The following is a 12,335-nucleotide window of genomic DNA, read 5'->3' as shown; positions in this document are numbered from 1 at the left end:
GCAGAAATCGATCGGGGAGACGTGAGTGGAGGAAATCATGTTCTGGAAGATTGTTCTGGCGGTCGCGGCGATCTGGATTGCATTGGCGGTCGTCGGTGCCCTCGTCAAGGGTCTGTTCTGGATTCTCGTGGTCAGCGCCGTGGTGTTCGGCGTGTACCTGTTGATCAAGGCGATGTCCGGATCCGGCGAGAAATCGGACATCACGCGGAGCTGACAGGCATGCTCTACCCATGGAACCGGTACCCGAGGACTGGCATCGTGGGCTCGTCGTCGTCGCGCACCCCGACGACATCGAATACGGCGCTGCGGCGGCTGTAGCGCGCTGGACCGAGCAGGGCAAGGACATCCGCTACGTGCTCGCCACCAGCGGGGAGGCGGGGATCGCGGGCCTGCACCCCACGGAGTCGGGCCCGCTGCGGGAGGCGGAGGAGCGACGTTCCGCGGCCGTGGTGGGGGTGACCGACGTCGAGTTCCTCGGGTACCCCGACGGCACTCTCGTGGAGAGTCTCGCGCTCCGCCGCGATCTCGCGACGGCGATCCGTCGTCATCGCCCGGATCTCGTGGTGACGGCCAACTTCGCGGACACCTGGGGGCCCGGGCAGCTGAACAGTGCGGACCACCGCGCACTCGGCCGTTCCGTTCTCGACGCCACCGCGGATGCCGCGAACGAGTGGATCTTTCCCGAGCTGGGGGAGTCGGGGCTGCCGCCGTGGCGCGGTGTCCGCTGGGTCGCCGTCAACACGATGACACCCACTCACGCGGTGGACGTCACTCACACGGTGGATCGGGCGGTGCTCTCGCTCGCCGAGCACGTCCGCTACCTCGAGGCGCTGAGCGACGTACCGGTGGGGCAGCAGGCGAGGGCACAGGTCGTGATGGTGACCGGGCCGCAACCGGGATTCGACGCCGAACGCGCGGTGGGATTCGAGCTCTACTTCTTCGGCTGAGGCCGTGAGCGAGAACGATCGTGGCGGCGCTCCGGTCCCTCGCACGAGAATCCGACCCGGACGGAACGCCATAATTATCCGAATCATTGCGTGGTTGCCCTCGGCTTTTCTCCGACGCGCAACCTCTCCCTGTCACCTCGCCCTCCGATCCCGACTGCGCTACTCCCATCCCCGAGGCGGAGGCCGGGGTAGGGGTGGGGCGGGCATCGTGTGGGCCTGGTGATGTGTTTCGAGTGCCGGTTCGGTGCCGGCGGGGGATTCATGCGTTACGGTGTTACACACAATGTCTATTCGTAATTCTTCGTCGCGTGACGACACCTCCGCGAGCGTCGAGGACTCCATTCTCGACGCCGCACGCTCGTGCATCCTCGATTTCGGACTGCGCCGCACCACGCTGGCGGAGGTCGCCCGGCGCGCCGGCGTCAGCAGGCCGACCGTCTATCGCCGCTGGTCGGACACCAGGGCCGTGGTCGCCGATCTCATGACCCGTGAGATCGCTGCGGTGATGCCCGAATTCTCCGCTGAGGAATCGGTCCACCGCCAGCTGGTCGACGCCGTGGTCCACGTGTCCACCGAGGTGCGCGACCATCCGCTGTTCGTGAAGATCCTGCGTTCGGATCAGGAACTGTTCACCACCTACGTCCTCGAGCGGCTCGGTACGAGCCAGCGGGCGATCATCGACCAGGTCGCGTTCGCGGTGTCGACGGGTCAGGACCAAGGCTCGATCCGCGCGGGGGACAGCCGTCAGATCGCCACGATGGTGCTGCTCATCGCACAGTCTGCCGTCCAGTCGGCCGTGATGGTGGCCGAGGAACTTCCCGGCGACGCCCTGACGGAGCAACTCCGGCACGCTGTCGGCGCCTATCTGGCACCGGACGCCGCCGACACCCACCCGACAGATCGAGGAGACCGGTGAACCACCCGAACACGCCGCCCGTGAGCCGCTCGTCGGCTCTGAACGCCGCGCGAAGAGCGCGCGAACTCGACCAGCTGTCGGACGGTGCAGTCGTCGACGTGCTGGTGATCGGCGGCGGAGTGACCGGCGTCGGTGTCGCTCTCGATGCGGCGTCACGCGGCCTCGACGTCGTGCTCGTGGAGAAGCGGGACCTCGCGTTCGGGACCAGCCGGTGGAGTTCAAAACTCGCCCATGGCGGGCTGCGGTACCTGGCATCGGGCAACGTCGGTATCGCTCGCGAGAGCGCGGTCGAACGCGGAATCCTCATGACCCGCACCGCCCCCCACCTCGTCCGGGCTCTCCCGCAGCTCGTGCCCGTCCTCGATTCGACGACGCTGTTCGGCAAGTCCCTCGTCCGCACGGGCTTCCTGGCCGGTGACCTGCTGCGTGCAAGTGCTCGCACACCGTCGTCGGTCCTGCCGCGATCACGGACGGTCCGGGCCGACCGGGTGGTCGAACTCGCCCCCGCGGTGCGGCGGGAAGGCCTGCGCGGCGGCCTGATGGCATACGACGGCCAGCTCATCGACGACGCCAGACTCGTGGTGTCCCTCGCGCGCACCGCCGCGCTCCACGGTGCGAAGGTGCTCACCCGGACGGGCGCGTACGACGTCACCGGGACGTCCGCGACCCTGCGCGACGAGCTGACCGGCTCGGAACAATCGATCAGGGCGCGCGCCGTGGTCAACGCGGCGGGCGTGTGGTCGGGTGAGATCGATCCCGCGATCACGTTGCGGCCCAGTCGCGGCACGCATCTGGTGCTCCCGGCCGAGCGGCTCGGGAACCCGACCGCGGCGCTCACGGTTCCGATCCCCGGTGAGACCAATCGCTTCGTCTTCGCGCTGCCCGCACAGCTCGGCCGCGTGTACCTCGGCTTGACCGACGAGGCCGCGCCGGGACCTGTTCCGGACGTTCCGGTGGCGTCGGAGCAGGAGATCGACTTCCTTCTCGACACGGTCAACACCGCGCTCGAGGTTCCGTTGCAGCGCTCGGACGTCCTGGGGACCTTCGCCGGACTGCGACCGCTCCTCGACACCGGGGACGGATCCACCGCGGACCTCTCGCGCAACCACGCCATCCTGCGCTCGGACACGGGTCTCGTCAGTGTGGTCGGCGGCAAGCTGACCACCTACCGCAAGATGGCGGAGGATGCCGTCGACGCCGCGGTCGAGGTGGCAGGACTGGACGCGGGCCCGTGCCGGACACGGGCCCTGCCGCTCGTCGGTGCCGCGACACCCGAAGCGCTGCGGAAGGTCTCGGTCCCACCGGCGCTGCTCGCCCGCTACGGAACGGAGGCGACGCTGATCGCCGCCGCCGACCCCGAACTGCTGGCGCCGATCGCCGAGGGTGTCGACGTGAGCCGCGCCGAGTTCGAGTTCGCGGTGACCCACGAGGGGGCACTCGACGTCGACGACCTGCTCGACCGGCGCACCCGGATCGGACTCGTGCCCGCCGACCGTGCCCGGGCTCGCGGTGCCGCCGAAGCAGTGTTCGAGAAACGGTGACGCCGACCGTGTGACACCCTGTGGTTCGTGCGAGTCGCCGTGGTCGCCGGGCCTGATCCCGGACATGCCTTTCCCGCCCTTGCGTTGTGCCTCGCTTTCATCGAGGCCGGAGACGATCCCGTCCTGTTCACAGGCTCACGGTGGGTCGAGTCCGCACGGGCGGCCGGTGTGCCTGCCGAGTTGCTGAAAGGTCTCGCGCCCCGCCCGACGGACGACGACCTCGATGCGGGAGCGCGCATTCACGCCCGCGCCGCGCACATCTCCACCGAGTTGCTCCCCGACCTGCGCGCGATGGGACCCGACCTCGTCGTCTCGGACATCCTCACCGCCGGCGGGGGTATGGCCGCGGAGCGGCTGGGGATCCCGTGGGTCGAGCTGTCCCCGCATCCGCTGTACGCCGCGTCCAAGGGGTTGCCGCCCATCGGAAGCGGATTGGCTCCGGGCGTGGGAATTCGGGGCAGGCTCCGTGACACGCTCATGCGCACCGCGACGGCGCGGTCGATCCGGCAGGGTGTGCGGCAACGCTCCGAGGCCAGGGTCGGTGTCGGACTGCCTGCGAAGGACCCGGGACCGGTGCGCCGGCTGATCGCGACGCTCCCCGCGCTCGAGGTGCCGAGGCCGGACTGGCCCGCCGAGGCGCACGTGGTCGGACCGCTGCTGTGGGAACCGACGAACGAGGTGATCGAGGCGCCGGACGGCACAGATCCCCTGATCATGGTGGCTCCGTCGACCGCGTTCACCGGCGCGGAGGGCATGCTCGAGACGACGCTGGCGGGGCTCGACGGGGCCGGTGTCCGTGTGATCGCGTCGATACTGGACGGATCGCCGGCCACGGTTCCGCCCTGGGCGAGGGCAGGTCTCGGCCGTCAGGACGCGATGTTGCGCGAGGCCTCGGCCGTCGTCTGCGGTGGCGGACACGGAATGCTGGCGAAGGCCCTGCTCGCAGGGGTTCCGGCGGTGGTGGTTCCCGGCGGCGGCGATCAGTGGGAGCTCGCGAACCGGGCCGCGCGGCAGGGGAGCGCCGTCGTGGTGCGTCCCCCGAGCGCCGAAGCACTCCGCGCGGCGGTCGAACAGGTGCTCTCGAACGGTGCCCACACGGACGCCGCGCGGCGGGCCGCGCGGAGCATCGCGGACGTCGCCGATCCGGTGGCGGTGTGCCGCGACGCGCTGCGGTAAGAGGGCGGCGCGAGGTTCGGCTAGCGTGGATGTGTGCGACTGACCGAATTTCACCAACTCGTCCGCGAAGAGTTCGGGCAGATGCGCGGCGACGCACTACTCGTCGACCACGTGCTGCTCAGTCTCGGGGGCAAGACCGCCGCCGAAGCCATCGAGGACGGCCGGGAACCCCGCGAGGTGTGGCGTGAACTCTGCGTGGAGTTCGACGTCCCGCCGCAGCGCCGGTAGAAATCCGGCGTGTCGAACGGACCGACCGCACATATCGAACACACGTTCCCCTATGCTGGAGATGTTCGGTGGTCACGGTTCTTGTCGGTACCCGGATCTAACCTGACCGCAGATCACTGATGAGACTCGAGGAATGGGGACGACGATGGCACCACAGGCACACGATCGAGACAAGGCGCTCGACCTCGCGCTGGCGCAGATCGACAAGAACTTCGGCAAGGGCTCGGTGATGCGCCTGGGCGAAGGTGTCCGTCAGCCCATCGCCGTCATCCCGACCGGCTCCATCGCGCTGGACGTCGCCCTCGGCATCGGCGGGCTGCCCCGTGGCCGTGTCGTCGAGATCTACGGCCCGGAGTCCTCGGGTAAGACCACCGTGGCTCTGCACGCTGTCGCCAACGCCCAGGCGGCGGGCGGCATCGCCGCGTTCATCGACGCCGAGCACGCGCTCGACCCCGACTACGCCCAGAAGCTCGGCGTCGACACCGATGCGCTGCTGGTGTCGCAGCCCGACACCGGTGAGCAGGCGCTCGAGATCGCAGACATGCTGATCCGCTCCGGCGCCCTCGACATCCTCGTGGTCGACTCCGTGGCCGCTCTGGTCCCGCGCGCCGAGATCGAGGGTGAGATGGGCGACAGCCACGTGGGTCTGCAGGCCCGTCTGATGAGCCAGGCGCTCCGTAAGATGACCGGTGCGCTCAGCAATTCCGGCACCACCGCGATCTTCATCAACCAGCTGCGCGAGAAGATCGGCGTCATGTTCGGTTCCCCCGAAACCACCACCGGTGGTAAGGCATTGAAGTTCTACTCGTCGGTGCGCCTCGACGTGCGGCGGATCGAGACCCTGAAGGACGGCACCGACGCAGTGGGTAACCGTACCCGCGTCAAGGTGGTCAAGAACAAGGTCGCGCCGCCGTTCAAGCAGGCCGAGTTCGACATCCTCTACGGACTGGGAATCAGCAAGGAAGGCTCGCTGATCGACATGGGTGTCGAACACGGGTTCATCCGCAAGTCGGGCTCCTGGTACACCTACGAAGGCGACCAGCTGGGACAGGGCAAGGAGAACGCCCGCAAGTTCCTGTTGGAGAACACCGACATCCGGGACGAGATCGAGAAGAAGATCAAGGAAAAGCTCGGAATCGGCGCCGACGTCACTGCTGCTACGGATGACGCCGCCCCGGTCGAATTCTAAGGCGCCGCCGTGCGTCCGACGGGCGAAGGTGGAACGGAGACGCAGGCCAAGGATTTGTGCCTGCGTCTCTTGACGGACCGTGCCCGGAGTCGAGCGGAGTTATCGGAGCGTCTGGCGAAGAAGGGCTACTCGGCCGAGATCGCTGAGCGTGTGCTGGATCGCCTCACCGAGGTCGGACTCGTCAACGACGCCGACTTCGCCCAGCAGTGGGTGCATTCGCGGCACACGTACTCCGGCAAGGGGAAACGTGCGCTCGCACTGGAACTGCGCCGCAAGGGCATCGGTCAGGAAGACGCCACCGAGGCGCTCGCTCAGATCGACAGCGAAGACGAACGAGCGCGAGCCACCGAACTGGTCGCGAAGAAACTGCGGACGGTGTCCGCGGACGATCGGGACCGGGCGGTCCGCCGGCTGGTGTCGATGCTCGCGCGCCGCGGTTTTCCCCAGGGCATGGCGTTCGAGGTGGTCAAGGAACAACTCGATCGCGCCGGTGCGGAAACCGACGGCCTGTTCGACGAGACCTGACCCGAGACGACAACAACACTGACGAGACGTCGACAACACTGACGAGACGACAACACTGACGAGACGACAACACTGACGAGACGACAACACTGCGGTCGGACGGGAACAGAGTTCGCGTCCGACCGCAGTGTCACGTCACACCCGCGTCAGATCACAACCGCTTGTCGGTGATGTCCATACCCGGAACCGACACCGCCGGAAGCTCGGGAACGGCCCCCCCGGGGCCTCCGCCCTTCTTGCTGGCCCGTAGTCGCTTCTCCACCTTGGTCGCCACCACGGTGAGCGTGTAGTTGAGGATGATCATGATGATCGCCACCACGATCAGGGCGGGCAGGTAGTTGCCGTAGAACGCACCGAGCTGCTGGCCGGACCGCACCACTTCGACGTAGCCGATGAGGTAACCGAGCGCGGAGTCCTTCAACGCCACCACCATCTGCGAGATGATCGCGGGCAGCATCGCCGTGACGGCCTGCGGAAGCAGGATGGTCCGCATGACCTGGCCCTTGCGCATACCCAGTGCCATGGCGGCCTCGCTCTGCCCCTTGGGGAGCGAGTTGATACCTGCCCTGACGATTTCGGCGATCACCGAGCCGTTGTACAGCGTGAGGCCCACGATGACCGCGGCGAGTGCAAGGTATTTCGACTTGAAGACCTCGTACTCGGCGAACAGCTGGTACGAGAAGATCATCAGGATCAGCACGGGGATGGCGCGGAACAATTCGACGATCCCGCCGGCCACCCATCGCACCGGCCGGTGGTCCGACAGGCGTCCGATGCCGAGGATCGCGCCGAGGATCAGTGCTAACAGGATCGATACGGCGGCCGCCACGAGGGTGCCGCGGATGCCGGGGATCAGATACGTCGTCCACGACGTCGATTCGAGGAACGGATCCCATTTCGCCGCTGTCAGCTGACCTTTGTCGTCGAGCGCAGCGTAGACGAGGTAGCCGATTCCCAGCAGTGCGACAGCGACCACGACCGAGATCAGGCGATAGATGTTCTTCGCCTTCGGGCCCGGTGCGTCGTAGAGGACGGTGGCGGAATTGCTCATCGTGCAACCTCGAATCGCTTGCTCAGGTATCCGAAGAGAAGCCCCATCGGCAGGGTCAGGATCACGAAGCCGAGCGCGAAGATGCCACCGACGACGAAGATGGCGGCCTCGTTCTCGATCATTTCCTTCATCAGCAGCGACGCCTCCGCCACGCCGATCACCGAGGCGATCGTCGTGTTCTTGGTCAAGGCGATCAGCACACTGCCGAGTGGGGCGGTGACCGCGCGGAATGCCTGCGGCAACACGATCAACCGCAGATTCTGCGAGAACGTGAGGCCGAGTGACCGGCCCGCCTCCGCCTGGCCGACGTGCACCGTGTTGATACCGGACCGCAGCGACTCACAGACGAAGGCCGCGGTGTAGACGCTGAGGCCGAGCACGGCGAGCCGGAAGTTGTTCTCCTCGAAGAACGTCGGCGACTGCTCGGGGGCGAGCTTGACGCCCATCGTCTGGAAGAGCCCGAAGGAGCAGAAGATGATGATGAGCGTCAGGGGAGTGTTGCGGAAGATCGTCACGTACGCCGTGCCGACGCCACGCGCGACCGGGATCGGTGACACCCGCATCGCCGCGAGGATGGTGCCGAGTATCAGAGCACCGACAGCCGAGAACGCGGTGAGTTGCACCGTCGTCCAGAATGCGTCGATCAGCTGATCGCTGTATTTGCTCAGTAGGTCCACTTACCGTCTCCCCAGGTCACCGGTGGTTGGTGTCGAACCGGGCCGGACGACTCCACGAATGGGAAGTCGTCCGACCCGGATGAGTGAGTTGCTCAGTACCGATCGACGGTCGGCGGGGCGGGGATCGGGTAACCCGACGCACCGACGGTCTCGTTGAACGCGCGCGCCCACGAGCCGTCCGCGATCATCGCGTCGATGGCGTCGTTGATCTTGGCGCGGGTCTCGTCGTCACCCTTGGCCAGTCCGATGCCGTAGCGCTCTTCGGTGAACGGCTCGCCGACCACCTTCAGCTCGCCCGGGTATTGCGCCGCATAGCCGGCGAGGATGATGTCGTCGGTGGTGACGGCGTCGACCGCACCGTTACGCAGCGCCTCGACGCAGGCGGAGTACGTGTCGAACTCCTGCAGCTGCACGTCCTGCGCGTACGTGTCCTTGACCTTCTGCGCCGGGGTGGACCCGGTCACGGAGCACAGCTTCTTCCCGCCGTTGAGCGAATCGGGGCCGGTGATGTCGGTGTTGTCGGACTTCACCAGGAGCGACTGTCCGGCGATGAAGTACGGCCCGGCGAAGTCGACCTTCTCCTTGCGGGCGTCGGTGATCGAGTAGGTGGCGACGATGTAGTCGACCTCACCGTTCTCGATCAGCGTCTCGCGCTGAGCCGACGGGGACTCCTTGAACTCGATGTTCTCGGGCGCGACACCCAGCTTGCCGGCCACGTATTCGGCCACCTCGACGTCGAAGCCGCTGAAGGACCCGTCGGGGTTGCGCAATCCGAGGCCGGGCTGGTCGTACTTGATTCCGACCGTGAGCTTGCCCTCCGACGCGCTCTGGGAGGCGCTCTTCTCTTCACCTCCGCCACAGGCAGATGCGACGACGGCGAGCGCCATGACGCCGATTCCCACGCGAATCGAGCGATTGATCCTCATCGAGTTCCTCCAATTGAAATGACGGGTGTTGCGTGTCGAGCACGGTCGACGAGAGAGCACCGCAGCGGCGCCCTTTCGAGTCAGTGGCTGAGAATCTTGCCGAGAAAGTCCTTCGCGCGCTCGGATTTGGGAGCGGTGAAGAACGTGGCGGGCTCGGCGTCCTCGACGATCTGGCCGTCGGCCATGAAGAGAACCCGGTGGCCGACCTTGCGGGCGAAGCCCATCTCGTGGGTCACCACGAGCATGGTCATGCCTTCCTTGGCCAGCGAGGTCATGACGTCCAGGACCTCATTGACCATTTCCGGGTCGAGTGCGGACGTCGGCTCGTCGAACAGCATGACCTTGGGGTTCATGGCAAGTGCACGTGCGATCGCGACTCGCTGCTGCTGACCGCCGGACAACTGCGCCGGGTACTTGTCCGCCTGGTTGGCGATGCCGACCCGCTCGAGAAGTTCGTAGGCCTTCGCCTTCGCGTCGGCGCCGCTCTTCTTCCGCACCTTGACCGGTGCGAGCATCACGTTGTCGAGGATCGTCTTGTGGGCGAACAGGTTGAACGACTGGAACACCATGCCCACGTCGGCGCGCAGCGCCGCCAGAGCCTTGCCCTCGGCCGGAAGTACCTTGCCGTCCACCGCGATCTCACCGGAGTCGATGGGCTCGAGGCGGTTGATGGTGCGGCACAGCGTCGACTTACCCGAGCCGGACGGTCCGAGCACGATCACGACCTGTCCGCGAGGGACTTCGAGGTCGATCTCCTGGAGGACGTGGAGGGCGCCGAAGTGTTTGTTCACCGATTTCATCGAGATCATGGACGGGGCCGCGCCCGTGGAGGGTGTCGGCGTCGCGTCGTCGGCTTGCGTCATAGTCGATGACCCTATGTGTTGGGAGCGGGAGCACCTGCCATTTGCTCCGAGAATCCTCGGGATGTCACGGAAACTTTACTGTCCGGCTTCGGGCGTGTGTCCGGGCGCACACCGGCCGCGACGAGGCGATTTGGCGCGGGCCGTACCCTGGCATACGTGGACACGATCGACCAGACCCCTCACCGCAGCTACGAGGTGCGCACGTACGGCTGCCAAATGAACGTGCACGACTCCGAGCGGTTGTCGGGGCTCCTCGAGGACGCCGGCTACACGAAGGCGGCCGCGGGGCAGGCACCCGACCTCGTCGTCTTCAACACCTGCGCGGTGCGGGAGAACGCCGACAACAAGTTGTACGGCAACCTGAGCCACCTCGCGCCTGCGAAGGAACAGAACCCCGACATGCAGATCGCGGTCGGCGGGTGCCTGGCGCAGAAGGACCGCGACGTCGTCGTGAAGAAGGCGCCGTGGGTGGACGTCGTGTTCGGCACCCACAACATCGGTTCGCTCCCCGCGTTGCTGGACCGGGCCCGCCACAACCAGCGGGCCGAGGTCGAGATCCTCGACGCGCTGGAGGCATTCCCGTCGACGCTGCCCGCCAAGCGGGAGTCGGCGTACGCCGGCTGGGTGTCCATCTCGGTGGGATGCAACAACACCTGCACGTTCTGCATCGTGCCCGCGCTGCGCGGCAAGGAGGTCGACCGGCGCCCCGGCGACATCCTGGCCGAGGTGCAGGCTCTGGTGAACGAGGGCGTCGTCGAGGTCACCCTGCTCGGGCAGAACGTCAACGCGTACGGCGTGTCGTTCGCGGATCCGGACCAGCCCCGCGACCGCGGCGCGTTCGCCGCGCTGCTGCGCGCATGCGGAGAGATCGACGGTCTCGAGCGAGTGCGCTTCACGTCTCCGCACCCGGCCGAGTTCACCGACGACGTCATCGAGGCGATGGCCGAGACCCCCAACGTGTGTCCCCAGCTGCACATGCCGCTGCAGTCCGGCTCGGACCGCGTGCTGAAGGCGATGCGCCGCTCCTACCGGAAGTCGCGGTTCCTGGGAATCATCGACAAGGTGCGCACCGCGATGCCGCACGCGGCCATCACCACCGACATCATCGTGGGCTTCCCGGGTGAGACCGAGGAAGACTTCCAGGACACACTCGACGTCGTCCGGCAGGCGCGCTTCACCAGCGCCTACACGTTCCAGTACTCCAAGCGGCCGGGCACCCCGGCCGCGGAGATGGACGAGCAGCTGCCCAAGGTCGTCGTCCAGGAACGGTACGAACGTCTCATCGCGTTGCAGGAACAGATCACCCTCGAGGAGAACCAGAAGCTCGTCGGCGCCGAGGTGGAACTGCTCGTCGCCGCCGGGGAGGGTCGCAAGAATGCGGAGACCGCCCGGATGAGCGGGCGCGCCCGCGACGGCCGGCTCGTCCACTTCCGGCCCGAGGGCAACCTCGACGGGACCGTCCGGCCCGGCGACGTCGTCACCGTCGTCGTCAGTGCCGCCGCCCCGCACCACCTCGTCGCCGACACCCCGGTCCTGACCCACCGCCGCACCCGCGCGGGCGACTCCTTCGAGAAGGGCGTGACCCCGAAGACCCCGCCGATCGGCGTGGGACTCGGACTGCCGCAGATCGGTGCGCCCGCACCACTACCCGCCCAGATGGGATGCAACGCATGACCTCCCCGTTCGACGACAAACGGCACGACGGAAACCGGACCGGCGACAACGGTTCGGGCGCCGAGAACGAGCCGATCGAGAGTTACCTGAAGGATTTCGACGCCGCCGAGAAGAAGGTGGCCGGCGAGATCGATCCCGGCGCGCGTGCGCTCGTCGTCGCGGTCGCGGTGGTCGTGCTCCTCGGCTCGCTGACGTTGCCGCACTCCGGCATCGCCAACGGCTGGGAGGTACTGGTGTACGGGGACGACGCCCGCGCGGAGACGATCGCCCTGCCGTCGCGGCTGTTCGTGTGGTTCGAGGTGGTGTTCGGGGTCGTCGTGTCGATGCTGGCGCTCGTCACCCGCCGCTGGGCCCTCGCGTGGGTGGCCCTCGCCGGGACCGCCGTGTCCATCGTGTTCGGCATGCTCGCCATCTGGTCGCGGCAGACACCGGCGCCCGGGGTCGAGGCGGCCGGACCGGGGATCGGCCTGATCATCGGCTGGCTCACCGTCATCGTGCTCACGTTCCACTGGTTGAAGGTGGTCTGGAGCCGGACCGCCCTGCAACTGGCCGCGGAAGAGGAACGCCGCGCCGCTGCCGCCGAAGCGGAGCGACGCGGCGAGTGGAACGTCGGCTGATCGGA

14 protein-coding genes are annotated in these 12,335 nt (G+C 67.2%); 10 read left to right on the top strand and 4 right to left on the bottom strand.

Translation table 11 applies throughout. The annotated features are described in order from the left end of the window. Window positions 1-37: 37 nt before the first annotated feature. From QM841_RS10665 to recX, 8 genes are all read left to right on the top strand, one after another. Window positions 38-214 carry a hypothetical protein gene (locus tag QM841_RS10665; RefSeq protein WP_007296377.1) on the top strand — a complete coding sequence of 59 codons (177 nt, stop codon included), beginning with the start codon at window positions 38-40 and terminating at the stop codon, window positions 212-214. Window positions 215-230: 16 nt separating this feature from the next. Further along, entirely contained in the window at window positions 231-947 is a 717-nt protein-coding gene (locus QM841_RS10660) for a PIG-L deacetylase family protein (RefSeq protein WP_283331942.1), read from the top strand. Between the two features lie 283 nt (window positions 948-1,230). After that, a complete protein-coding gene (locus QM841_RS10655; protein ID WP_283331941.1) occupies window positions 1,231-1,863 on the top strand; it encodes a TetR/AcrR family transcriptional regulator in 633 nt (210 codons plus the stop codon). Continuing rightward, on the top strand, window positions 1,860-3,404 hold the full coding sequence (locus QM841_RS10650) for a glycerol-3-phosphate dehydrogenase/oxidase (RefSeq protein ID WP_283331940.1): 1,545 nt from the start codon (window positions 1,860-1,862) through the stop codon (window positions 3,402-3,404). Before QM841_RS10655 ends, QM841_RS10650 begins: the two co-directional genes overlap by 4 nt. A 27-nt stretch (window positions 3,405-3,431) precedes the next feature. Continuing rightward, window positions 3,432-4,580 (top strand): glycosyltransferase, encoded by a 1,149-nt coding sequence (locus tag QM841_RS10645; protein ID WP_283331939.1) that lies wholly within the window; start codon window positions 3,432-3,434, stop codon window positions 4,578-4,580. A gap of 33 nt (window positions 4,581-4,613) precedes the next feature. Continuing rightward, a complete protein-coding gene (locus QM841_RS10640) occupies window positions 4,614-4,808 on the top strand; it encodes a DUF3046 domain-containing protein (protein ID WP_005240748.1) in 195 nt (64 codons plus the stop codon). Window positions 4,809-4,953: 145 nt separating this feature from the next. Beyond that, on the top strand, window positions 4,954-5,997 hold the full coding sequence (recA, locus tag QM841_RS10635; RefSeq protein WP_005240749.1) for a recombinase RecA: 1,044 nt from the start codon (window positions 4,954-4,956) through the stop codon (window positions 5,995-5,997). A 9-nt stretch (window positions 5,998-6,006) separates the two neighbouring features. Continuing rightward, window positions 6,007-6,522, top strand: a complete 516-nt coding sequence (gene recX / locus QM841_RS10630; protein ID WP_105414547.1) for a recombination regulator RecX — start codon at window positions 6,007-6,009, stop codon at window positions 6,520-6,522. A 151-nt stretch (window positions 6,523-6,673) separates the two neighbouring features. Here the strand turns inward: recX and QM841_RS10625 are convergent, their stop codons facing one another. The 4 genes from QM841_RS10625 to QM841_RS10610 all read right to left on the bottom strand — a co-directional run bounded on the left by QM841_RS10625 (window position 6,674) and on the right by QM841_RS10610 (window position 9,985). Next, the gene (locus QM841_RS10625; RefSeq protein WP_009480022.1) at window positions 6,674-7,573 is read right to left on the bottom strand and encodes an amino acid ABC transporter permease; all 900 of its coding nucleotides are present in this window, start codon (window positions 7,571-7,573) and stop codon (window positions 6,674-6,676) included. After that, the gene (locus QM841_RS10620) at window positions 7,570-8,250 is read right to left on the bottom strand and encodes an amino acid ABC transporter permease (RefSeq protein WP_005261143.1); all 681 of its coding nucleotides are present in this window, start codon (window positions 8,248-8,250) and stop codon (window positions 7,570-7,572) included. The genes QM841_RS10625 and QM841_RS10620 overlap by 4 nt, the downstream gene beginning before the upstream one ends. A 92-nt stretch (window positions 8,251-8,342) precedes the next feature. Next, on the bottom strand, window positions 8,343-9,176 hold the full coding sequence (locus tag QM841_RS10615) for a glutamate ABC transporter substrate-binding protein (protein ID WP_105414549.1): 834 nt from the start codon (window positions 9,174-9,176) through the stop codon (window positions 8,343-8,345). 80 nt (window positions 9,177-9,256) lie between these two features. After that, a complete protein-coding gene (locus tag QM841_RS10610; protein WP_105414634.1) occupies window positions 9,257-9,985 on the bottom strand; it encodes an amino acid ABC transporter ATP-binding protein in 729 nt (242 codons plus the stop codon). 210 nt (window positions 9,986-10,195) lie between these two features. Between QM841_RS10610 and miaB the strand changes: the two genes are divergently transcribed. Both miaB and QM841_RS10600 read left to right on the top strand, forming a co-directional pair. Beyond that, window positions 10,196-11,713, top strand: a complete 1,518-nt coding sequence (gene miaB / locus QM841_RS10605) for a tRNA (N6-isopentenyl adenosine(37)-C2)-methylthiotransferase MiaB (RefSeq protein ID WP_283331938.1) — start codon at window positions 10,196-10,198, stop codon at window positions 11,711-11,713. Then, complete coding sequence (locus tag QM841_RS10600; protein ID WP_283331937.1) at window positions 11,710-12,330, top strand: Rv2732c family membrane protein; 621 nt, start codon at window positions 11,710-11,712, stop codon at window positions 12,328-12,330. The genes miaB and QM841_RS10600 overlap by 4 nt, the downstream gene beginning before the upstream one ends. Window positions 12,331-12,335: the final 5 nt, after the last annotated feature.

The organism is Rhodococcus sp. IEGM 1307, from assembly GCF_030056915.1.
Lineage (GTDB): Bacteria > Actinomycetota > Actinomycetes > Mycobacteriales > Mycobacteriaceae > Rhodococcus_F > Rhodococcus_F opacus_D.
The sequence above is the reverse complement of the archived record's forward strand: the minus strand, read 5'-3'. Positions and strand labels throughout refer to the sequence as shown.

What these genes read in the sequence shown, in the direction of transcription:
- recA (WP_005240749.1), top strand. Translation starts at nt 4,954, where the DNA reads ATGGCACCACAGGCACACGATCGAGACAAGGCGCTCGACCTCGCGCTG.
- QM841_RS10625 (WP_009480022.1), bottom strand. Translation starts at nt 7,573, where the DNA reads ATGAGCAATTCCGCCACCGTCCTCTACGACGCACCGGGCCCGAAGGCG.
- QM841_RS10610 (WP_105414634.1), bottom strand. Translation starts at nt 9,985, where the DNA reads ATGATCTCGATGAAATCGGTGAACAAACACTTCGGCGCCCTCCACGTC.
- QM841_RS10665 (WP_007296377.1), top strand. Translation starts at nt 38, where the DNA reads ATGTTCTGGAAGATTGTTCTGGCGGTCGCGGCGATCTGGATTGCATTG.
- QM841_RS10655 (WP_283331941.1), top strand. Translation starts at nt 1,231, where the DNA reads ATGTCTATTCGTAATTCTTCGTCGCGTGACGACACCTCCGCGAGCGTC.
- QM841_RS10660 (WP_283331942.1), top strand. Translation starts at nt 231, where the DNA reads ATGGAACCGGTACCCGAGGACTGGCATCGTGGGCTCGTCGTCGTCGCG.
- QM841_RS10615 (WP_105414549.1), bottom strand. Translation starts at nt 9,176, where the DNA reads ATGAGGATCAATCGCTCGATTCGCGTGGGAATCGGCGTCATGGCGCTC.
- QM841_RS10600 (WP_283331937.1), top strand. Translation starts at nt 11,710, where the DNA reads ATGACCTCCCCGTTCGACGACAAACGGCACGACGGAAACCGGACCGGC.